The sequence below is a fragment of the Massilia soli genome (assembly GCF_016809835.1).
Lineage (GTDB): Bacteria > Pseudomonadota > Gammaproteobacteria > Burkholderiales > Burkholderiaceae_D > Telluria_A > Telluria_A soli.
In genome coordinates, this window is record NZ_JAFBIL020000006.1 from 311,806 (window position 1) to 332,714 (window position 20,909).

At 64.8% G+C, this 20,909-nt stretch carries 19 protein-coding genes; 7 read left to right on the forward strand and 12 right to left on the reverse strand.

What is annotated here, in order from left to right:
- Positions 1–4: 4 nt before the first annotated feature.
- The 5 genes from I4X03_RS16430 to ggt all read left to right on the forward strand — a co-directional run bounded on the left by I4X03_RS16430 (position 5) and on the right by ggt (position 5,255).
- Positions 5–664, forward strand: coding sequence for a cell division ATP-binding protein FtsE (locus tag I4X03_RS16430; protein ID WP_223469320.1), 660 nt, complete (start codon positions 5–7; stop codon positions 662–664).
- Positions 661–1,581: a permease-like cell division protein FtsX gene (ftsX, locus tag I4X03_RS16435; RefSeq protein WP_223469321.1), complete on the forward strand. Its 921-nt coding sequence runs from the start codon at positions 661–663 to the stop codon at positions 1,579–1,581. The genes I4X03_RS16430 and ftsX overlap by 4 nt, the downstream gene beginning before the upstream one ends.
- 415 nt (positions 1,582–1,996) lie before the next feature.
- Positions 1,997–2,896: an RNA polymerase sigma factor RpoH gene (rpoH, locus tag I4X03_RS16440; RefSeq protein ID WP_223469322.1), complete on the forward strand. Its 900-nt coding sequence runs from the start codon at positions 1,997–1,999 to the stop codon at positions 2,894–2,896.
- Positions 2,897–3,091: 195 nt separating this feature from the next.
- Complete coding sequence (locus I4X03_RS16445; RefSeq protein WP_223469323.1) at positions 3,092–3,493, forward strand: hypothetical protein; 402 nt, start codon at positions 3,092–3,094, stop codon at positions 3,491–3,493.
- Between the two features lie 4 nt (positions 3,494–3,497).
- Positions 3,498–5,255: a gamma-glutamyltransferase gene (gene ggt / locus I4X03_RS16450; protein ID WP_223469324.1), complete on the forward strand. Its 1,758-nt coding sequence runs from the start codon at positions 3,498–3,500 to the stop codon at positions 5,253–5,255.
- On the opposite strand, the gene I4X03_RS16455 is transcribed toward ggt, so the two are convergent.
- The 4 genes from I4X03_RS16455 to I4X03_RS16470 form a co-directional block, all read right to left on the reverse strand.
- Positions 5,256–6,659: a hypothetical protein gene (locus I4X03_RS16455; protein WP_223469325.1), complete on the reverse strand. Its 1,404-nt coding sequence runs from the start codon at positions 6,657–6,659 to the stop codon at positions 5,256–5,258.
- Positions 6,656–7,525 (reverse strand): ABC transporter ATP-binding protein, encoded by an 870-nt coding sequence (locus I4X03_RS16460; protein WP_223469326.1) that lies wholly within the window; start codon positions 7,523–7,525, stop codon positions 6,656–6,658. The genes I4X03_RS16455 and I4X03_RS16460 overlap by 4 nt, the downstream gene beginning before the upstream one ends.
- Positions 7,522–7,920 (reverse strand): GntR family transcriptional regulator, encoded by a 399-nt coding sequence (locus I4X03_RS16465; protein ID WP_223469327.1) that lies wholly within the window; start codon positions 7,918–7,920, stop codon positions 7,522–7,524. The genes I4X03_RS16460 and I4X03_RS16465 overlap by 4 nt, the downstream gene beginning before the upstream one ends.
- A gap of 205 nt (positions 7,921–8,125) precedes the next feature.
- Positions 8,126–9,190 (reverse strand): DUF475 domain-containing protein, encoded by a 1,065-nt coding sequence (locus I4X03_RS16470; protein WP_223469328.1) that lies wholly within the window; start codon positions 9,188–9,190, stop codon positions 8,126–8,128.
- 107 nt (positions 9,191–9,297) lie between these two features.
- On the opposite strand from I4X03_RS16470, the gene I4X03_RS16475 reads away from it, so the two are divergent.
- Together I4X03_RS16475 and I4X03_RS16480 are read left to right on the forward strand one after the other, a co-directional pair.
- Positions 9,298–10,206, forward strand: a complete 909-nt coding sequence (locus I4X03_RS16475) for a LysR family transcriptional regulator (protein ID WP_223469329.1) — start codon at positions 9,298–9,300, stop codon at positions 10,204–10,206.
- 50 nt (positions 10,207–10,256) lie between these two features.
- Complete coding sequence (locus I4X03_RS16480; protein ID WP_223469330.1) at positions 10,257–11,597, forward strand: hemolysin family protein; 1,341 nt, start codon at positions 10,257–10,259, stop codon at positions 11,595–11,597.
- A 15-nt stretch (positions 11,598–11,612) separates the two neighbouring features.
- On the opposite strand, the gene I4X03_RS16485 is transcribed toward I4X03_RS16480, so the two are convergent.
- From I4X03_RS16485 to I4X03_RS16520, 8 genes are all read right to left on the reverse strand, one after another.
- Positions 11,613–12,011 carry a VOC family protein gene (locus tag I4X03_RS16485; RefSeq protein ID WP_223469331.1) on the reverse strand — a complete coding sequence of 133 codons (399 nt, stop codon included), beginning with the start codon at positions 12,009–12,011 and terminating at the stop codon, positions 11,613–11,615.
- A gap of 118 nt (positions 12,012–12,129) precedes the next feature.
- The gene (locus I4X03_RS16490) at positions 12,130–14,352 is read right to left on the reverse strand and encodes an EAL domain-containing protein (protein WP_223469332.1); all 2,223 of its coding nucleotides are present in this window, start codon (positions 14,350–14,352) and stop codon (positions 12,130–12,132) included.
- Positions 14,349–14,900: a heme NO-binding domain-containing protein gene (locus tag I4X03_RS16495; RefSeq protein ID WP_223469333.1), complete on the reverse strand. Its 552-nt coding sequence runs from the start codon at positions 14,898–14,900 to the stop codon at positions 14,349–14,351. Before I4X03_RS16495 ends, I4X03_RS16490 begins: the two co-directional genes overlap by 4 nt.
- A 103-nt stretch (positions 14,901–15,003) precedes the next feature.
- On the reverse strand, positions 15,004–17,154 hold the full coding sequence (locus I4X03_RS16500; protein ID WP_223469334.1) for an EAL domain-containing protein: 2,151 nt from the start codon (positions 17,152–17,154) through the stop codon (positions 15,004–15,006).
- 40 nt (positions 17,155–17,194) lie between these two features.
- Positions 17,195–18,259: an AI-2E family transporter gene (locus I4X03_RS16505; protein WP_223469335.1), complete on the reverse strand. Its 1,065-nt coding sequence runs from the start codon at positions 18,257–18,259 to the stop codon at positions 17,195–17,197.
- 21 nt (positions 18,260–18,280) lie between these two features.
- Positions 18,281–18,862, reverse strand: a complete 582-nt coding sequence (locus I4X03_RS16510; protein WP_223469336.1) for an SCO family protein — start codon at positions 18,860–18,862, stop codon at positions 18,281–18,283.
- Between the two features lies 1 nt (position 18,863).
- A complete protein-coding gene (cyoE, locus tag I4X03_RS16515; RefSeq protein ID WP_223469337.1) occupies positions 18,864–19,754 on the reverse strand; it encodes a heme o synthase in 891 nt (296 codons plus the stop codon).
- A complete protein-coding gene (locus I4X03_RS16520) occupies positions 19,754–20,908 on the reverse strand; it encodes a COX15/CtaA family protein (protein ID WP_223469338.1) in 1,155 nt (384 codons plus the stop codon). The genes cyoE and I4X03_RS16520 overlap by 1 nt, the downstream gene beginning before the upstream one ends.
- Position 20,909 lies beyond the last annotated feature (1 nt).

The following is a 20,909-nucleotide window of genomic DNA, read 5'->3' on the forward strand; positions in this document are numbered from 1 at the left end:
CCTCATGATCGAATTTCAATCGGTGTCAAAGCACTACTCCGCCGATGCGGTCGCGCTACGCGACGTGTCCCTCAGTATCGCCAAGGGCGAGCTGGCCTACCTGGCCGGCCCGTCCGGCGCTGGCAAATCCACCTTGTTCAAGATGATCGCCGCGATCGAGCGTCCGACCAGTGGCAAGGTGCTGGTCAACGGCCAGGACATCGGCAAGCTTGGTCACGCCGGAGTCCCCTTCCTGCGCCGCAAGCTCGGCCTGGTGCTGCAAGACCAGCGCCTGCTGACCGACCGTACGGTACTGGCCAACACCATGCTGCCGCTGCTGGTGACCGGCGCGCCGCGCCGCGAAGCCGAGCAGCGCGCACGCGCCGCCCTCGAAAAGGTCGGCATGCTCGAGCGCGCCAAGGCGATGCCGCTGGAACTGTCCGGCGGCGAGCAGCAGCGCGTGGCGATCGCCCGCGCGATCGTCAACCGCCCGCAGATCATTCTGGCCGATGAGCCGACCGCCAACCTCGACCGCGCCAGCGCCGACAAGGTGCTCGACGCCCTGCGCGCGTTCAACGCGGTCGGCGTCACCTGCCTGATCTCGACCCACGACGAACAAGTGCTGCAAAGCGCCCGGCGCGTGATCCATATCGAGAACGGCCAGCTGGTCGGGGGTGCGGCATGAAGAGCTGGATCCGCCAACACCGCTTTGCGCTCGACGGCGCCTTCGCCACCATTCGCCGCGCGCCGGGCAGTTTTTTGTTCAACGTGATCGTCGTCGCGATTGCGCTGGCGCTGCCGTTTGCCGGCCTGACTCTGCTCGACAACGTCAGGCCGCTGTCGCAGCAGCTTGCGGTCGAACCGGAACTGAGCCTGTTCGTGACGCCCGGCGCGACGCGCGAGCAAGCGCGCGCGCTTGGACCCGTGCTGCAGAAGAGTGTCGGCAGCCAGCGCGCCACGGTCACCTTCGTGCCGCGCGAAGCGGCGCTCGACAACCTCAAGGCCAAGAGCGCGACCGCCGAAGTGCTCGACACGCTCGGCGAGAACCCGCTGCCCGACAGCTACGTGCTCAAGCTGGACGGCTATGAAAGCGCCAGGGACGCCGCCGGCATCGATGCGCTGGCCGACAAGCTGCGCGCGCTGCCGAATGTCGACTCGGTGCACGTCGATTCGGCCTGGGTCAAGCGCCTGGCCGCCCTCCTCAATGTACTGCGCCTGGCGCTGCTGCTGCTGGCGGTCACGCTCGGCATGGTGGTGATTGCCGTGGTATTCAATACCATCCGCCTGCAGGTGCTGACCCAGCGCGAAGAAATTACGATGGCCAAGCTGCTCGGCGCCACCGATAACTTCATCCACCGGCCCTTCTATTACACCGGCATGCTGCTCGGCCTTGCCGCCGGAGTGGTAGCGCTGGCGGCGGTGGCGCTGTCGCTGCAGCCGCTCAACAGCGCGGTGGCCGAGTTTGCCCGGCTGTACGCATCGGAATTCCTGCTGCTGCCGCTCGGCCCGCTGGAAAGCGCCGGCCTGCTGGCGATCAGCGCCGCGCTCGGCCTCGTCGGCGCGATGCTGTCGATCCGCCGCCATCTTGCTCGGCTGAACTAACTGTCGTTTGAACATGTTGCAGACCCGAAGGGGTTTGCAACGTGAGTTAACGTACAGAGATCACCTCCCCATCGCACTACACTGAACTTGTCTACCGTACCGGGTGTCTTAAGGTCGTCTTAAGCCCGTTGATGCATGATTACTCTGCATCGTATTTGACATGCATCAACCCGGAAAAACCGGTCTCGTCCTAGAGTGAAACCTGCTTATTTATTTCCAATCGGCAATCGAAAAGCGGTGTTGAAATGCAAATTTGGGCCCGATTGGCACTCGATGCTGGAGAGTGCTAATATATGTCCAACGCAGAGCGGACTATTCGAAAACCCCGCTTGCGTCCGGTAATAAACCGTTTTTGTCGCTCCATGGCTCGCCATGGCAAATTGACGATGCAACACAGCTCAACTACGAGGAATAAATGACTATGACGTCCGCACAATCCGCACTGGTTCCTACTGGTAATCGTGCTCTCGGACTCGGGTTCACTGGCAATCTTGGCAACATTGATGCCTACATTTCGGCGGTCAACCGCCTGCCGATGCTGACGCACGAGGAAGAACAGTCGCTGGCCCGCCGCCTGCGCGACAGCAACGACCTCGGCGCCGCGCAGGAGCTGGTGCTGTCGCACCTGCGCCTGGTGGTATCGATCGCGCGCGGCTATCTGGGCTACGGCCTGCCGCATGCCGACCTGATTCAGGAAGGCAATATCGGGCTGATGAAAGCGGTCAAGCGTTTCGACCCTAACCAGGGCGTTCGCCTGGTGTCCTATGCGATGCACTGGATCAAGGCCGAAATGCACGAGTACATCCTGAAGAACTGGCGCCTGGTGAAGGTCGCCACGACCAAGGCCCAGCGCAAGCTGTTCTTCAACCTGCGCAGCAACAAGGTGGGCCTGGACGCGATGTCGCCAACCCAGATCGATGCGCTCGCCAAGCTGCTCGACGTCAAGCGCGAGGAAGTCATCGAGATGGAAACGCGCCTGTCGGGCCGCGATATCGCGCTCGAATCGCCGACGGACGATGAAGACGACAAGTTCTCGCCAATCGCCTACCTGTCGTCCGACCTGTCGGAGCCGACCAAGGTGCTGGAAGCGGAACAGGTCACGCGCCTGCAGTCGGAAGGCCTGGAGTCGGCGCTGTCGAAGCTCGACCCGCGCTCGCGTCGCATCATCGAAGCGCGCTGGCTGGCCAACGACGACGGCTCGGGTGCAACGCTGCACACGCTTGCTGAAGAGTTCGGCGTGTCCGCCGAGCGCATCCGCCAGATCGAAGCGGCGGCACTGAAGAAAATGAAAGGCTCGCTGGCGGCTTTCGTTTAAGCCGGGCAGCGCAGCAAACACCAAGGGCCGGGTCCTGTATTGCACAGGACCCGGCCCTTTTTTCGTTTACTCAGCTTAGTGGCTGTGCGGGGCCGCGCCCGCTTTCGGCGGCACCGTGACCAGCACGGTTTCCTTGGCGCGCGCCGTCACCGGCAGATTTGATACACTCATTCCACTTACCGATGGGATAACGCCATGAATCCGCAACGTGCCGGTTACCTGACTCTCGCAGCATGCTTCCTGGCAGCATGCACCACCGTCGGGGAGGCTCCCGTCAACGACGCCACCCTCACCCTCCAGCCGCAGCAAACGCTCGCGCTGGGCAAGACCATCAGCCTGCGCTACGAACGCGCCGACGACAGCCGCTGCCCCTCGGACGCCCGCTGCGTCTGGGCCGGCACCATCGTCTACCACTTCACCCTGGTCGGCAATACGGCATCCGAGCCGTTCAAGCTCGACGCCGACCAAGCGACCTTCGTCTCGACGTCCTTCAAGGGCGTGCGCATTGTGCTGGCGACAACCGAACCGCCGCCGGTACGCATGTCCAGCGAGCCACCGCCACCCCACCCGGTTACCATCAGCGTCACCAATACCTGACACCATGACCAGACTGCCGCCCCGAGTTTCAACGACCGTTCTCGCCGCTACCCTGTCCCTGTCACTGCTCCCGGCCTGTGCCGGAACGCCCGTCGCGACCGGCACTGGCGGCGCTGTTGCGACCATCAGCGTCGAGGCTTCGCGCGCCGCGATGGCCATCCTGAACAAGGGCGGCAACGCGGTCGACGCGGCGGTGGCGGCGGCGGCCACGCTGGGTGTGACCGATCCGTTCAGCTGCGGTATCGGCGGCGGCGGATTCATGATGCTCTACCTGGCCGACGAAAAGCGCGTGATCACGATCGATCACCGCGAAACCGCGCCGGCGGCGGCAACGCCATCGCTGTTTCTTGAAAACGGCCGCGAGATTGATTTCAACACCGCCGTCGCCAGCGGCGCCTCGGTTGGTGTGCCAGGCACGGTGCGCGGCTGGCACGAAGCACTGGCACGCTACGGCACGATGAGCTTCAAAGAGGTGCTCCAGCCGGCCATTGGCGTGGCCAGCAAAGGCTTTCCAGTAAGCGCAACCTTCGCGCACCTCACGGCGCAGAATGAAGCAAAGTTCCGGCGCTTCGCCAGCACCAGCGCGCTCTACCTGAAGGACGGCAAAGCACTTCCGGTCGGCACGGTATTGAAGAATCCGGACATGGCCAGGGCTTACCGCGAGCTGGCCGCCCGCGGCTACCGTGCGTTCTACAGCGGGCCGATGGCGCGCGCGATTGTCGGCGCCGTCAACCAGCCGCCGGTCGCCGCCGGCTTCAAGGTGCGCGGCGGCGCGATGACACTGGCCGACCTGGCCAATTACGAAGCGCGCATCCGCCTGCCGGTTCGCACGACGTACCGCGGCTATGACATCTACGGCATGGGACTGCCAGGCAGCGGCGGCATCGCGATTGGCGAAGCGCTCAACATCCTCGAAGGATTCAACCTCAAATCGCTGCCGCGCGCCACCGCCGAACACCTGTACCTGGAAGCGAGCCGCTTGTCCTTCGCCGACCGCAACGCGTATGCGGGCGACCCGGAGTACGTCGACGTTCCCGTCGCAGGGCTGCTGAGCAAGGAGTACGCGGCGCGCCGCCGCGGCCAGGTCGGGATGGAGCGCGTGCTGGGCAAGACCGGTGCCGGCGACCCATACCCTTTCCAGAATGATCCCAGCACGCCGCTGCGTCCGCACGCCTCGCGCGTGCTGGCGCAAAACGCGCACACCACCCACCTCACGGTGTCGGACAAGGCCGGCAATGTGGTCGCCTACACCTTCACGATCGAATCGTGGGGCGGCAGCGGCATTACGGTGCCTGGCTACGGCTTTATCCTGAATAACGAGCTGACCGACTTCGATTTCAGCGGACCGCATCCGAACGTGCCCGAACCGGGCAAGCGCCCGCGCAGCAGCATGGCGCCGACCATCGCCCTGCGCGGCGGCAAACCGGCGTTCACGCTGGGATCACCCGGCGGGTCGACCATCATCACCACGGTATTGCAAACCATCGTCAACCACGTCGACTTTGGCATGCCGCTCGAGCGCGCGCTGAACGCGCCGCGCCTGAGCCAGCGCAATGAGGCCGTTACCGACATCGAACCCGGCTTTGCCGGGACGCTGCAGGCGAAGGGCCTTGAGCGCATCGGTCACAAATGGCACCCGGAGCCGGAAGAAATCGGCGCCGCCAACGCCATCGCCTTCCATGCCGATGGCCGCGTAACCGCGGTCAGCGAAGCGAAGCGGCATGGCGCCGGCTCCGCCCTGGTTCAACAACCGGCGCGCTAGTTACGCCGCCAGCCGGCCGGCGGGAAACGCCACGGGCGCCTCGATCATCTTGCGCTGCCTCGACGCGGCCAGACACGCGGTGGCGCCAATGCCGAAAGCGACGCAGACGACGGTGACCGGTACGATCGACGTGCGCAGCATCGCAAAGTACGCCGTTCCCGCCATGGCCACCAGGTAAATGGCCGCCAGGTAAATGAACCACGTGCCAAGCGCAGGCTGGCGGGCGTAATCGCGCATGACGACCGTCATCAGCGGCATCGCGAGAAAGCAGACCGAGAACTGCAGCAGCGCGAGGTCGGGGTGCGCATTGACCGCTCCCACGACGGCGACCAGCGCCACTGTCACGATCGCCCATTCGCCCAGCGCGCGGCGCAGCAGGGAGACGCCAATCGCGCGGTTAAACTGGCCGGTGCGCGGCGCGGCCGGCGCCAGGCGCAGCAAGGATTGCTCACCCAGGCTGGCGGCGGCGCGGCCGGCGATCCGTTGCGGAATCGCTGCAAAGGTCAACAGCAGCGGCATGATGATGAAGCCGCCGGCAAATGGCGCCACCGCCCGGCTGTCGTAGCCGGTCGCCTCGATCAGCAACCTTCCCGCGATCAGGATCGCGGCCAGCAGCACCAGCATATGTGCAGAGACGCTCCAGTGGGCGCCGGGCCCGAGCGCATGCAGCACAAGTTCGCCGGCGCTGCCGCGCTGCCGGCTAACCCGGTCAAGGTCCATGATGTACAGGCTTGAACGCGCGTTCGCGATGTACGGTCCCTGCACCTGGCACGCGCCTTTGTCGACCGCCGCGCGCTGGTCGAAATGACGGTCGCCGCGCGGGAACAGGGAGCGCTTGCCGAACCAGGCCAGCAACACAAGCCACGCCGCGCACGCCGCGCTGCCAGCTGGCGTGGCCGCAACTTCCTGCAACGTCAGCATGGCCGGGCGCGGCAGCAGCAGCACCATGAACGAGACCATCATGAGCAGTATGCCGCGCTGAAGTCCGACCCGCACCATCGCCCCGCCGAGCAGCCACGCCGCGCTAGCCGCGACCCATAGCGCCGGGTGGCCGAAGCCATCTGCCAGCGCCAGCGCGATCAATACGATGAACATGCCCCAGACAAGGCCGACCAGCTGCATCGCGCGCAGCCGCAGCCGCGGCACCAGGCGCGCATTGGCAGGCGTGACTTGCCTGACCGCCCCCGCCACCAGGTCGAGCCAGTACAACGTCCCGAGCATGAACCAGGGCAGGATCAGCAGCAGTGTGCGGCGCGGCGGCGGCGTCGCGCCGCCTGCGCTGTATGCCAGGATGGCGCCCGCGATCGCCAGTAGCGCGCAGATCGCCCACACGATTTTGCGCAGCATTTTCGGGGCAACGGCGTGGCGCCAGATCAGTCCGAAGTCGCTCAGCACGGCGCTCATTGGGTCACCTCGACAAACAGGTCTTCGAGGCTGAGCGCATCGGCGCGTACCGCTGGTTCGCGCGCGGCCAGGGCGTCGCCGTCCTCGAAGGTGACGAAACTGCTGGTGCCGCCGTCCAGCTGCATGCGTCCCAGCGGCGCCGCGCCGGTCAGCTTGTCGATGACGGATGTCGGCCCGACCACGCGGCGCGCCTTCTCAAGCAGCGTGTCCAGGTTGCCCTGCAGCGCGATTTTTCCGCCCTTGAGGAATGCCACATCCAGCGCCACGCGCTCCAGGTCGGTCAGGATATGCGTCGAAAAAATCACCGTGGTATCGCGTTCGATCACCTGGTTGATCAGCTCGCGCAGGAAGTCGCGCCGCGCGACCGGATCGAGCGCCGACACCGGCTCGTCGAGCACCAGCAGCGACGGGTCGTGCGCCAGCGCGCGGATGATCGACAGGCGCTGGCGTTCGCCGACCGACAGCTTGCCGATCGTCCTGGCGCGCATCGGGGCGTCGAAGCCCCAGCGCCCCAGCAGCGCTTCGACCTTGGCCTCGTTCCAGCGCGGGTACAACGCCTTGAAGTAGGCCAGCATCTGGTCGGGCGTCAGCCACTCGAACAGGTCGGACTTCTGCGGCACGTAGCCGATGCCCGCGCGCGCCGCCTCGGACAGGTCGCCCACGTCCTCGCCGCAGATCGACACCGCCCCCGCGTCGAGCTCGCGCAAGCCCAGCAGGCATTCGATCAAGGTCGACTTGCCGGCGCCATTTCGTCCCAGCAGGCCGATCACCTGGCCTGGCCTTACTTCCCAGTCCAGTCCATCGAGTACGGCGCGACTCGAGAATGATTTCTTGATGCCTTCCGCATGCAGGATCGCAGTGCTCATGGTTGTTCCTTGAGGAGATTGGTGAAAAGTGACAGAACCGTGTCGGGGTCGAGTTCGAGCTGGCGCGCCTCCAGCGCGGCGCGTTCGAGCGTGGGCCGCAGCAGTTCGATGCGGCTCGCGACGCTGTGCCTGCCCTTGGGTGCGTCGGCCACAAACATGCCCATGCCGCGCCTGCGCGCCAGCACGCCCTCCAGTTCGAGGATGCCGTAGGCCTTCGATACCGTCATGGGATTGAGCGCGAGCGCTTGGGCGACATCGCGCACCGACGGCATGGCGTCGCCCGGGGCGAGCTGGCCGCCGGCAACCAGGCGCTGCGCCTGGTCGACCAGCTGGCGGTAGATCGGCTCGGACGACCCGGGGGCAATTGAAAACAGGCTGGCGGAGTGTATGGGCATGATGTCTAGTGTATTAGTTGATTAATACAGTAAACATGGCGCGCCGCCGTGTCAAGCGATTTTTAACGGCTCGCCGTAAACGGACAATGCGCAGCGCGTATTGCACCAGTCGCTAACTGTCCCCCTGCCAGTCCGGTAACCAGGCCAGGGAAATGTTACTAACCGATGCAATACGCGCTGCGCACTGTCTGGCGCAACGCCCTGCTTAGTGGTGGCGAACGCCCATCTTCACCTGCTCCAGGTGCTGCTGCTTGTTGTAGCGCAGCGACGACCACAGCGAGGCGGCAATGAATGCCACGCCGATCAGGCCGGTGAAGATTTCCGGCACATGGAACTTCATACTTGCCAGCATGATCGCGGCCAGGATACCGATCGCGTAATGCGCGCCGTGCTCGAGGTAGACATACTGGTCCAGCGTGCCCTTCTCGACCAGGTAGATGGTCATCGAACGCACGAACATCGCGCCGATCGCCAGGCCCAGCATGATGATCACGACGTCGCTGGTGATGGCGAACGCGCCGATCACGCCGTCGAACGAGAACGATGCGTCGAGCACTTCCAGGTACAGGAAGCCGCCGATACCGCCGCGCTTGACCATGTCGCCCATTTCGCCGCCTTCTTCTTCGCCTTTTTCAAGCAGGCTCGAAAGCATGTCGACGCCGACGTAAATCAGGATGCCCCACAGGCCGGCGATCAGCACGATCATCTTCTGTGCTTCTTCGACCATGTTGATGCTGGCCATCAGGGTGCCCAGCGCGATCATCACGGCGATCGACGAGACCTTGCCCAGGGCGCCGATCTTCTTTTCGAAATTGCCAAGCCAGTGCAGTTCTTTTTCGTCGTCGAGCAGGAAGTTAAGGAAAACCAGCAGCAGGAACATGCCGCCGAACGCCGCCACTTCCGCGTGGTGGTTGGTCAGGTGCATCGAAAATGCCTTCGGATTGGTCAGCGCCAGATTCCATACCTCGGCCATGCCGAGGTCGGCGGCCACCGCCACGATCACCAGCGGGAACACCAGGCGCATGCCGAAGACGGCGATGATGATGCCCACGCCGAGGAACAGCTTTTTCCAGAACGCGTCCCAGTTCTTGAGCACCGACGCATTGACCACCGCGTTATCGAACGACAGCGACACTTCCATCACGCTCAGGATCACCGCAATGCCGAGCGCGGTCAGCGCACCGCCCAGGCCTGCGTTCTGGTAACCCCACCATCCCGCCACGCCGAGACAGACGATTGCGACAATAAACGACCACCGAAAATGCTTCATAAAATCTTCCCTCTTATATTTTTGTTTAACCGAAGGAGTGTAGTTTGCCAGAGCCGATTTAAAAATAGGAGATAATTGAAGCATTACTTCGTAAAAACGGAAGCGAGATGAAGGATACCGGCGTCAACTTTCGGCATCTCTACTATTTCTGGGTGGTGGCCAAGGAAGGCGGCATCACCCGCGCCGCCACCCGGATGGGCCTGGCCATCCAGACCGTCAGCACCCAGCTCGGCCTGCTGGAGCAATCGCTGGGCAAGTCGCTGTTTACCCAGCAGGGCCGGCGCCTGGTGCTCACCGAGGCCGGCCGCACCGCGCTATCCTACGCCGATCAAATATTCCTGCTTGGCGAACAGATGCAGGACGCGCTCGCCCAGGCCGAAACCAAGCGCAACCGCCTGACGATCGGCATTTCCGATTCGCTGCCCAAGCCGACCGCGTTCCGCTTGCTCGAAGCGACCTTGCAGATGACGCCGCCGGTCAGGCTGGTGTGCAACGAAGGCCCGTTCGACGGCTTGCTCACCGACCTGGCGCTGCACAAGCTCGACCTGGTGCTGACCGACCGTCCGGTGCGCTCCGGCACGCCGCTGCGGGTGTTTAGCCACTTGCTGCTGGAAGGTCCGACCATCGTGGTCGGGTCGGAACAACTTGCCGCCACGTACCGCGACGACTTCCCGCGCAGCCTGGACCGCGCGCCGTTCCTGCTGCCGACGAGAAATAACGTCTTGCGCGGCAAGATCGACGAATGGTTCGACCATCACGGCGTGCGCCCGGACGTGGTCGGCGAGTTTGACGACAATGCGCTGCTGGCCACGTTCGGGCGCCGCGGCGCCGGCCTGTTCTTCGCCTCCAGCATGGCCGCCGCCGACATGAAAGACCAGTTCGGCGCGACCCTGGTCGGCGCGGTGCCCGAGGTGCGCGAGCAATGCTACGCCGTTTCCAACGAACGCAAGATCGCCCACCCTGCCGTCGAGGCGATCATGTCGGCAGTTCATCAGGGTGTCTTGCATTCGGCTTGAACTGTACAATGCCTGTTCGACAGCCAGTGCTGTTCAATTAACCTTACTTCATGGAAAACTTTCTACTCGTAGTACTTGCCCTCATCCTCGTGGTGCTTAATGGCTTTTTCGTGGCGGCAGAATTCGGCATCGTCACCTTGCGCAAGACGCGCGTTCGCGCGATTGCAAAAACCCAGGGCGTGCGTGGCCGCATCCTCGGCAAAGTCCACGGCCAGCTCGACGCCTACCTGTCGGCCTGCCAGCTCGGCATTACCCTTGCATCGCTGGGCCTTGGCTGGGTCGGCGAACCGGCGTTTGCCCGCATTCTCGAACCAATGCTCCTGGCCGTTGGCGTCGAATCCGACAAAGTGCTGCACGGCATCTCGTTCATCGTGGCCTTCGGCGTGATTTCTTACCTGCACATCGTGATCGGCGAACTGGCTCCGAAGTCGCTGGCGATCCGCTATCCGGAAGCGGTCGGCCTGTGGTGCGCGCCGCCGCTCTACGCGTTCTACTGGATGATGTACCCGGCGATCTACCTGCTCAACGGCAGCGCCAACTACGTGCTGCGCGTTGCCGGCCTGTCCGGCACCGGCGGGCACGACTCGCACTATTCCAACGAAGAGCTCAAGCTGATCCTGCGCACCAGCCAGCCGGGCGAAAAATTCACCCGCGACGAACGCCACATCCTGGCCCAGTCGCTCGATTTCAGCGCGCTGACGGTGCTTGACCTGATGCGCCCGATCAACGAGGTGATTGCCCTGTACGCCAGCAAGCCGCTGGACGTCAACATGCAGACGGTGCAGCGCAACCGCTTCAGCCGCTATCCGTATTTCGATGCGACCGGTGAAGAAGTGCTTGGCGTGATCCACCTGAAGGACCTGTTCTTCGCCCAGCAATCGGGCAAGACCATAACCGAACTGACCTCGTTCCTGCGCCCGGTCGAGACGGTATCGGCGCGTACCCCGGCGCAGCAGATGTTCCGCCGCTTCCGCGAAGGCGCGCCGCACTTCGCGCTGATCGGCGAAAAGGGCAAACGCCCGGTGGGCTTCATCACCCTCGACAACCTGCTCGGCGCGATGGTCGGCGAGATCCATGACGAATTCCGGCTCAATGAAAACGACTGGCTGCGCCAGCCCGATGGCACCCTGATCGGCAAGGCGAGCTTGCCGATCTTCTCGCTCGAACGCAGCCTCGGTATCGACATCGATAACGAAACGCTTGGCATGGACGAAGTGGAATCGGTCGGCGGACTGCTGATGGTGAAGCTGGGCGATATCCCGAAACAGGGGCAGCGGATCGAGTTCCCGCAGTTCGATATCGTGGTCAAGAAGATGAACGGGCCGCGGATCGTGCTGGTCAAAGTGATCCCCCGCCTGCACCGGCCAGAGGACCACGAAGAGCACGATTAAGGCCGTTGGGGCGGTTCAGGCCCGGGGCGCCGACCAGACCAGGTTCCACAGGTGGCCGTCGATGTCCTCGAAGCCCTGGTCGTACATGAAGCCATGGTCCTCGGGCGGGTGCGGCGTACGGCCGCCGGCGGCGACCGCCCTGGCGATCAGGCTGTCGACCTCTTCGCGGCTCTCGCAGCTGAGGCAAATGACCATTTCATTGGCTTCCCTGGCATTCACCACGGGCTTGTCGATCAGGGACTTGAAGAACGGTTCGGTCGTCAGCATGGCCTGGATGGCGCCGTCGACGATATTCATGAACGCCGCGTTCTCGCCGCTCAATTCCGGATCGAAGCTGAAGCCGAGCGCGGAAAAGAAGGCCCTGGATTTATCCAGGTCCTTCACCGGCAGGTTGAGGATAATCTGTTTGTTCATCGCGTTTCCCTGGTTGAGGTGGCATGGACCATCGGTGCTTCATCCTTACGACGGATGAAGTTACCCGAGATCGACAAGCCCGCGGAAGAATTTTTTACCCCACGCGCATCGCCTGTGCTTACAAGCGCTCGTTATGCGCGAAACTGCTGGCCAGCACGCCGAGCAAATCCTCGTCGCGCCACGGCTTTTCGACGAACTTGTAAATCGCGCCCTTGTTGATCGCATCGGCCAGGTTGGCCGGCGTGGTATCGGTGGTCAAGAGCACGCGCACCGCGCGCGGGTACATGCTCTTGATCCGCTGGAAGAAGTCGATTCCGGTATTCCCGATCAGTTCCTGGTCCGAAATCACCACCCCCACCTCGTGCCCGGCCAGCAGCTCGTACGCTTCCGGCAGCCCGAGCGCGGTCAGCACCTCGAAGCCCTGCCCGTCGAGCATCTTGCGGAAGCTCGACAGCACCTGCGGCTCGTTATCGACCAGCAGCACCGTGCGGCGCTGGACGCTGCGCGCCAGCGGCGCGATATCCATGCCCATCCCGCGTTCGAGCATCGCCAGCATCGCCTGCTCCGGCACCGGGCGGCTGAAATAATAGCCCTGGATTTCGTCGCAGCCTTCCGCTGCCAGCAGGCGCAGCTGCCCATCGGTCTCGACGCCTTCGGCGATGGCGCGCAGTCCCAGGCTGTGCGCCATCCTGATCACCGCCGTGACGATCGAGCGGTCTTCCGGGTTGCTGGTCAGGCCGCGCGTGAACGACTGGTCGATCTTGAGCTTGTCGACCGGGAAGCGCTTCAGGTAAGACAGGTTCGAATAGCCGGTCCCGAAGTCGTCGATCGACATGCCGATGCCGGTCGCCTTGAGGCGGTGCATCAGCGCGATCGAGGCTTCCGGATCGACCATCGACAGGCTCTCGGTCAGTTCCAGCTCCAGCAGTTCCGGCGCGACCCGGTGCCGTTCCAGCGTGCTGCGCACCAGCTCGTCCATCTCCTGGTCGGAGAACTGCGACGCCGCCACGTTGACGGCGATCGGCACCACCGGCACGCCGGCATCGAGCCAGCCGCGCAAGGTGGCGCAGGCTTTGTTCAGCACCCACTGGCCGATCGCGTTAATCAGGTTGCTCTCTTCGGCCACCGGGATGAACTGCATCGGCGGCACCAGCCCCAGCTCGGGCGACTGCCAGCGCACCAGCGCTTCCATGCCGACGATGCGGCCGCTGCGCAAGTCCACCTGCGGCTGGAAGTGCAGCACGAACTCGTCGCGCTGCAGCGCGCGGTGCAGCCCCTGTTCTAGCGCCATGCGCGCGTCCAGGCGGTTCTGCATCTCCTGGGTGAAGAACTGGAAGCTGTTGCGTCCACCCTCCTTGGCGCGGTACATCGCGATGTCGGCCTGGCGCAGCAGCGCTTCGGCCTTGGTGCCGTCTTCGGGATAGATACTGATGCCGATACTGCCCGTGACGACGTGTTCCTGCCCGCCCAGCATGACCGGCTGGCCAAGCCGCTGGGCGATGCGTTCGGCGATCATGGCAGGCGTGGTGTCGCCCAGCGGATTATCGAGCAGCAGGACGAATTCGTCGCCGCCCAGGCGCGCCACGGTGTCCGAACCGCGCACGCACTGGCCCAGGTGGGTAGCGACCATGCGCAGCAGGTCGTCGCCGGCGGAGTGGCCCAGCGTGTCGTTGATGCTCTTGAATTTGTCGAGGTCGACGAACATGACCGCCAGCTTTTCGCCACTGCGCCCGGCGCGGCGGATCGCCAGCGACAAGCGGTCGAGGAACAGCGCGCGGTTCGGCAGCCCGGTCAGCAGGTCGTGGGTGGCCTGGTGTTCGATCGCCATCTCGTGCTGGCGCCGCTCGGTGACATCGTGGGCGACGCTCAACACCGATTCGGCATCGTTGAAGCGGATCGCGCAGCCGAAAAATTCAACGTCGACCAGCGAGCCGTCGACGCGCGTCACGCGCAGCGCGCAGCGCGGCTGCTGCTGCGCTGCGGCCAGGTCGCCGAAAATCGCGCGCGCCATCGGGTCGCGGAAATCTTCCGGAATCAGGTCGATCGCTTCGCTGCCCAGCAGCTGCTCTGGCGTACTGGCGCCAAACAGCTGCTGCGCGGCCGGGTTCATGAACACGATGCGGCCGCCGGTATGGATCCAGATCGCGTCCGGCATCAGCTCGACCAGCGTGCGGTAGCGCGATTCGCTCTCCTCGAGGTGGGAGTTGAGCTGGCGCAGGTTGAGGTTGATGTCGTACAGTTCCCGGCTCTTTTGCTCGAGCAGGGTTTCCGCTTCCTTGCGCGCGGTGCGCTCTCGGATCAGGCTGCGCGAGGCGACCGTGCTGACAACCGGTTCGATCATGCCGTCCCGGTGGTCAGGTCGAAGCGCGCGCGGTGTACGCCGCCTTCCTTTTCAAGGTTGGTGCGCACCACGGTGATCGGCTCGCCGAAATGCTTGATGCAGCCCTTGATCAGGCCCTCGGCCAGGTCGGCGAAGCCGCGCGGCGAGCTGTAGGTCAGCACCAGCTGGCCCGGCGCCGGGCGCGCGCACTGCAGGCTGGGCAGCTCGGCGTCGGGATACAGCTTGCGCACTTCGACGTGGATCACGCCGTCGATCCGCTCGAGGAATTCGAACGAGTTGGTGACGTCGGCGAACAGCGCCGGATAGCCAACCGAGAAGCGGGTGAACAGGTGCTCGCCGAACATCAGCACCAGGTCGGATGTGGTCAGACCGGTGGCGTTGGACAGCGCCGTCACCAGGCGCACCAGTTCGGCGTGGTCGTAGGTGCCGACCGACGTGTAAGCGCCGTCGTTGGGCAGGTCGGCTTCGCCGATGATGCGGTCCAGCATGTCGAGGCCCATGCGCGACTCGACCAGCTCCATAAATTCAGTGAATACGACGCCCTTCATGATTTTCCTCAGTGCATTATAGAAGGCGGAGTATATCGAGGAAAATGTCACGCGCCTATTGGCGGCATTTCATACAAAACCAGCAGGTGTAGATAAATTTGAACTAAAAGCGCTCGTAGTATGCGTAGGCGCTGGCAAGCGTCCCAGTGAGTGCTGAAGGCGACCATGGTTTTGTGGCAAATTTGTACACTGAACCGCTGTTGATCGCGTCGGCCAGATTTGTCGCGCTGGTGTCGCCGGTTAGCAACACCCGGACGACGCGCGGATGGATGTGCCTGAGGCGCCGGAAGAAATCGATGGCCGCGTCGCCGGCGCGCTCCTGGCCGGCGACGACCACGCCGACCTCGTTGCCGGCCAGCAGTTCATAGGCCTCTTCGAAGCCCTGGGCGAGCAGTACGTGGTAGCCGGCGCTGGCTGCGATGGCGCGGAAATCGTCGCGCAGCCGCGGGTCCGGGTCGGCCAGCAGCACCGTGCGCAGGCCAAGGCCCGGCATCGGCAGGGCGGGCCCGATCGCCGCCTGCTGCCCCAGCATCGCCACCATCGCCGCGCCGGACAGCGCGCGGCTGAAGTAGAAGCCCTGCACCTCGTCGCAGCCCTGTTCGGCCAGCACGCGCAGCTGGCCCTCGGTTTCCACGCCCTCGGCAATCGCCCGCAGGCCGAGGCTATGCGCCATCCTGATCACCGCGGTGACGATCGCGCGGTCTTCCGGCTCGCAGGTGAGCCCGCGCGTGAACGACTGGTCGATCTTGAGCTTGTCGACCGGGAAGCGCTTGAGGTAGGCCAGGTTCGAGTAGCCGGTGCCGAAGTCGTCGATCGACATCGAGATGCCGGTCGCCTTCAGCCGGTGCATCAGGGCCACCGATGCCTCCGGGTCTTCCATCGACAGGCTTTCGGTCAGCTCCAGTTCGAGCAGGTGCGGCGCGACGCCATGGCGCGCCAGCGTGGCGCGCACCACCTGGTCCATCGCCAGGTCGGAAAACTGCGAAGCGGCGACGTTGACCGCGATTGGCACCACCGGCACGCCCGCGTCGAGCCACGAGCGCAGCGTGGTGCAGGCCTTGTCGAGCACCCACTGCCCGATCTGCGAGATCAGGTTGCTCTCTTCGGCCACCGGGATGAACTGGAAAGGCTGGACCAGCCCGAGTTCGGGCGACTGCCAGCGCAGCAGCGCCTCGACGCCGACGATGCGCCCGCTGCGCAGGTCGACCTGCGGCTGGTAGTGCAGCACGAATTCGTCGCGCTGCAGCGCGCGGTGCAGGCCCTGCTCGAGCATCATGCGGGCGTCGAGGCGGCACTGCATGTCGTGGGTGAAGAACTGGAAGCCGTTGCGCCCTCCTTCCTTGGCGCGGTACATCGCGATGTCGGCCTGGCGCAGCAGCTCCTCGGCCTCGGCGCCGTCGTCGGGATGGATGCTGATGCCGATCGAGCCGGTGACCACATGCTCGTGGCCGCCCAGCGACACCGGCTCGCCAAGGCAGCGCGCGACCCGCTCCGCCACCAGCGCCGGCGTATGCTCGCCCAGCGGGTGGTCAAGCAGCAGCACGAACTCGTCGCCGCCCAGCCGCGCCACGGTGTCGGCGTCGCGCACGCACTGCGCCAGCCGGGCGCCGACGGTGCGCAGCAGCTGGTCTCCGGCGGCGTGGCCGAGGGTGTCGTTGACATGCTTGAATTTGTCGAGGTCGACGAACATTACCGCGACCCGGCCGCGGTGCCGTTCGGCGCGCCGGATCGCCAGTGCCAGCCGGTCGAGGAACAGCGCGCGGTTGGGCAGCCCGGTCAGCAGGTCGTGGGTGGCCTGGTGTTCGATGGCCTGTTCGTGTTCGCGCCGCGCGGTGACGTCATGGGCGACGTTCAATACCGATTCGCGGTTGTTGAAGCGCACCGCGCAGCCGAAATATTCGACATCGACCAGGGCGCCGTCGATGCGGCGCAGCTGCAGGGGACAGCGCGGCGGCTGCTGCCGGCAATCGGCGTCGGTCAGGAAGTACTGCGCCAGCTGGTGGCGCGACTCGGGCGGAACCCGGGCCAGCGCGTCGCTGCCGATCAGGGGCCCGGGGTCGGCGGCGCCGAACAGGCGCCGCGCGGCGGGGTTGGCGTACACCACCTGGCCACCGCAGTTGATCCAGATCGCCTCCGGCACCAGCTCGACCAGCATGCGGTAGCCGTCGCAAAATTCGGTGGCGGCGGGATTGAGCTGGCGCAGAACAGGCCTGGCGCCAGCGAGTGCGGGGTCGATCAGGATAGCGCCGTTCATGGATGCTCCATGTGCGTTGCGACCTGACGAGTATAGACCTTCAGTCTTTGGCTGGGGGCACCGCGGGCTTGACGCCGGTCCAATCACGCATCAATGAGTAGCCGACGGCGAGCAGGGTCGGGCCGATGAACAGGCCGACGAAGCCGAAGGCCAGCACCCCGCCCAGCACGCCGAGCAGCACCAGCAGGAACGGCAGGTCGCTGCCGCGGCTGATCAGGAACGGCTTGAGGACGTTGTCGACGCCGCTGATCAGGACCAGTCCCCAGACGATCATGAAGATGCCCCAGCCGGTGCTGCCCTGGTCGAACAGCCACAGTGCGGCGCCGCCCCAGATGATCGGCGGGCCGATCGGCACCAGCGACATGATGAAAGTGGCAACGCCGAGCAGCGGCACGCCCGGTACGCCGGCGATCGCGAAACCGATCGCCGCCACCAGCGCCTGGGCCAGCGCGGTGCCGAGCAAGCCGTACATCACCCCGCGCACGGTCTGGCTGACGATGTCCGTGACCTTGGCCGCGCCTTCGCCGATGACCTTCTCCATGCCGACCGCCACCGACGACACCAGCGCCAGGCCGTCGCGGTACAGGAAGAAGCTGACAAACGCTGCAAGGCTCATCTGGGCCACGCCGGTGCCGAGCACGATGCCGCCGCCAAGCACGTACTTGCGGGCCGGCTCGAGCATGTCGGCGGCCAGCGCCAGCATCTGCTCGCGGCTATGCATCAGCTCCATGGCGTAGGCGTAGACCGATTCGCCCACCAGCGGAATGCGGCGCAGCCACAGCGGTGGGTCGGTGTTGCCGGTTTCGACAGCGATGCGCAGCTGCTCATACAAATGGCCGACGTCGTCGGCCAGGTTGTACGCCACCAGCGCCAGCGGCATGATCACCACGAACGTCAGCGACAGCGTGATCGTCAGCGCCGCCAGGTTGCGGCGCCCGCGCATGCCCGAGAGCAGGCGCAGATATAAAGGCCACGACGAGATGACGACGGCGCCGGCGAACAGGATCGCGGCGAGGAAGGGGCGAAGTACGTAAAGGCAGCCGATCGTCAGCAGTGAGATGGCGGCCAGCTTGGCGTAGTTCGTCGATCCGTCGCGTCGGTCCATGTGGTCCTTGTTATTGTGGGATTACAGCAGTTGCCTGATGTCGTGCACCAGCGGCTCGACGCCCTGGCCGTAGCGGACGAACAGGCGCACCTTGCCGGTGCGGTCGAACACGTAGCTGGCCGCAGTGTGGTCCATGCTGTAGCTGCCCGGCTCCTTGCCCGGCACCTTGGCGTAGAACACCTTGAATTCCTTGGCCACCGCCGCGGTCTGCTCGGGCGTGCCGCGCAAGGCGATGAAGCGCTTGTCGAAGGCGGGCACGTACTGCGCCAGCAGTTCCTGGGAATCGCGCTCCGGGTCGAGCGTCACCATCAGGACCTGCACGTCGTCGGCCTGCGGGCCGAGTTCCTTCATCATGCCGGCCATTTCCAACAGCGTTGTCGGGCAGACGTCGGGGCAGTGGGTAAAGCCGAAGAACACCACCACCACCTTGCCCTTGAAGTCGGCCAGGGTGCGCGGTTTGCCGGTGTGGTCGGTCAGCGCGAAATCCTTGGCGTAGTCGAGGCCAGTCAGGTCGGTGTTCTTGAACGATTGCGGCTGGCTGGGCAGCTTGTCGCAACCGGCCAGCAGCAGCGCCAGCGCAAAAATCGAGAGCAGTTTTTTCATGTCAGAGCTTGATGTAGTGGTCCAGCAACAGCGCGGCAAACAGCAGCGACAGGTACATGATCGACCAGGCGAAGGCCTTGCGGCCGACCTGGTCGCTGTAGTGGCGGTACACGCGCCAGCCGTGCCAGAGGAAGACCGCGTTGAGGATAATCGCGGAGACGAGGTAGATCAGGCCGCTCATGCGCACGATGTACGGCAGCAGCGTGGTCGCGGCCAGCATGATCGAATACAGCCACACGTGGAAGCCGGTGAAGTTCATGCCGTGGGTGACCGGCAGCATCGGCAGGCCGGAACGCGCGTAGTCGTCGCGGCGGTACATCGCCAGCGCCCAGAAATGCGGCGGGGTCCAGACGAAAATGATCAAGACCAGCAGCCATGCCTGCATCGGCACGTCGTTGGCGATCGCCGCCCAGCCCAGCGCAGGCGGCATCGCGCCCGACAAGCCGCCGATGACGATGTTTTGCGGCGTGGCCGGCTTGAGGATCATCGTGTAGATGATGGCGTAGCCGACGAAGGTGACAAACGTCAGCCACATGGTCAGCGGGTTCACCAGCGCATACAAAATCCACATGCCGGCTCCGCCGATCAGCGCCGAGAAGGCGATGGTCTGGGTGTTGGTCAGTTCGCCCATCGCGGTGGCGCGGCGCGCCGTGCGCGCCATGCGCGCGTCGATCTTGGCTTCGAGGATGCAATTTACCGCAAAGGCGGCGCCGGCCAGCAGCCAGATGCCGGCCGTGGCGGCCAGCACCGTCCGCCACGGCGGCAGTTCGTCGGTGGCGAGGAACATGCCGATCACGGCGCAGAACACCGCCAGCTGGGTGACGCGCGGCTTGGTCAGCGCCAGGTATTGGGCGACACGGCTGGTCGGTTTGGGGATGGCGGTCTGGGTCATTATTTCAGGTATGAGGCTTGCGGCGAGAGCGCGCTTGCGGGAGCGCGGTGCGCCGGGACGAGCTGGTACTTTAACTGGTAGTTTAACATGGTCAGCAACAGCACCAGGATGGCGGCGCCGGCATTATGCAGCACCGCGATCGCCAGCGGGAAGTCGAGGAACACGGTGGCCACACCGGTGATGAACTGCGCCGCCAGCGCGATGGCCAGCCAGTGGGCGGTCTTGCGCAGGCTGGCGTGCGGCCAGGCACGCCAGGCCGTGAAGCCGACCAGCGCAAACACCACGAAGGCGAAATTGCGGTGCACCCAATGGATCGCCGTCAGCGCCGAAAACGGCAGGTAGCTGCCGGCTGCGGTTTTGCCCAGTTCGCGCCACAGCGTGAAGCCATGCTCGAAGTCCATCTCGGGCACCACCTTGCCGCCGCACAGCGGGAAGTCGGTGCAGGCCAGCGTGGCGTAATTGGTGCTGACCCAGCCGCCCAGCGCGATCTGCACGAACAGCAGCACGATCGAGGCGAGCGCCAGCGGGCGCAGCGCCGCCAATGCGGGCGCGCTGCCGGCGGCGGGCGCCACGGGGTGCTGCGCATGGTCCTGGCGCCCGCCCATCCACACCAGCAGCGCCAGAAGGCCCATGCCGAGCAGCAGGTGGATCGTGACGATCACCGGCTGCAGCTTGAGGGTGACGGTCCAGGCGCCGAACGCGCCCTGCACGCACACGAAGAAGAACAGCGCGGTCGGAATCGCCGGCGAGAATTCGCTGCGGCGCGTTTTGCGCCACTGGATCCAGCTGGTCGCCATCAGCGCCATGATCAACGCGCCAATCCCCATCGCCAGGTAGCGGTGGGTCATTTCGATCCAGGCCTTGACCACGGTGACCGGCCCGGTTGGCATCAAGGCTTCGGCGGCGGCGATCTGTTCGTGCGCGATGAACGGGTTGGCGGCGCCATAGCAGCCCGGCCAGTCCGGGCAGCCGAGGCCCGAATCGGTCAGGCGCGTGAAGGCGCCGAACACGATCAGGTCGAACGTGAAGAACACGATCACCCAGACCAGCTTGCGGTATTTGTTGGCGTCGGACGACATCCACACCATCGCCAGCGGCAGGCTCGCCGCCAGCAGGCCCTTCGCGGCCAGCAGTACCAGTGCCGAGGTCTCCATG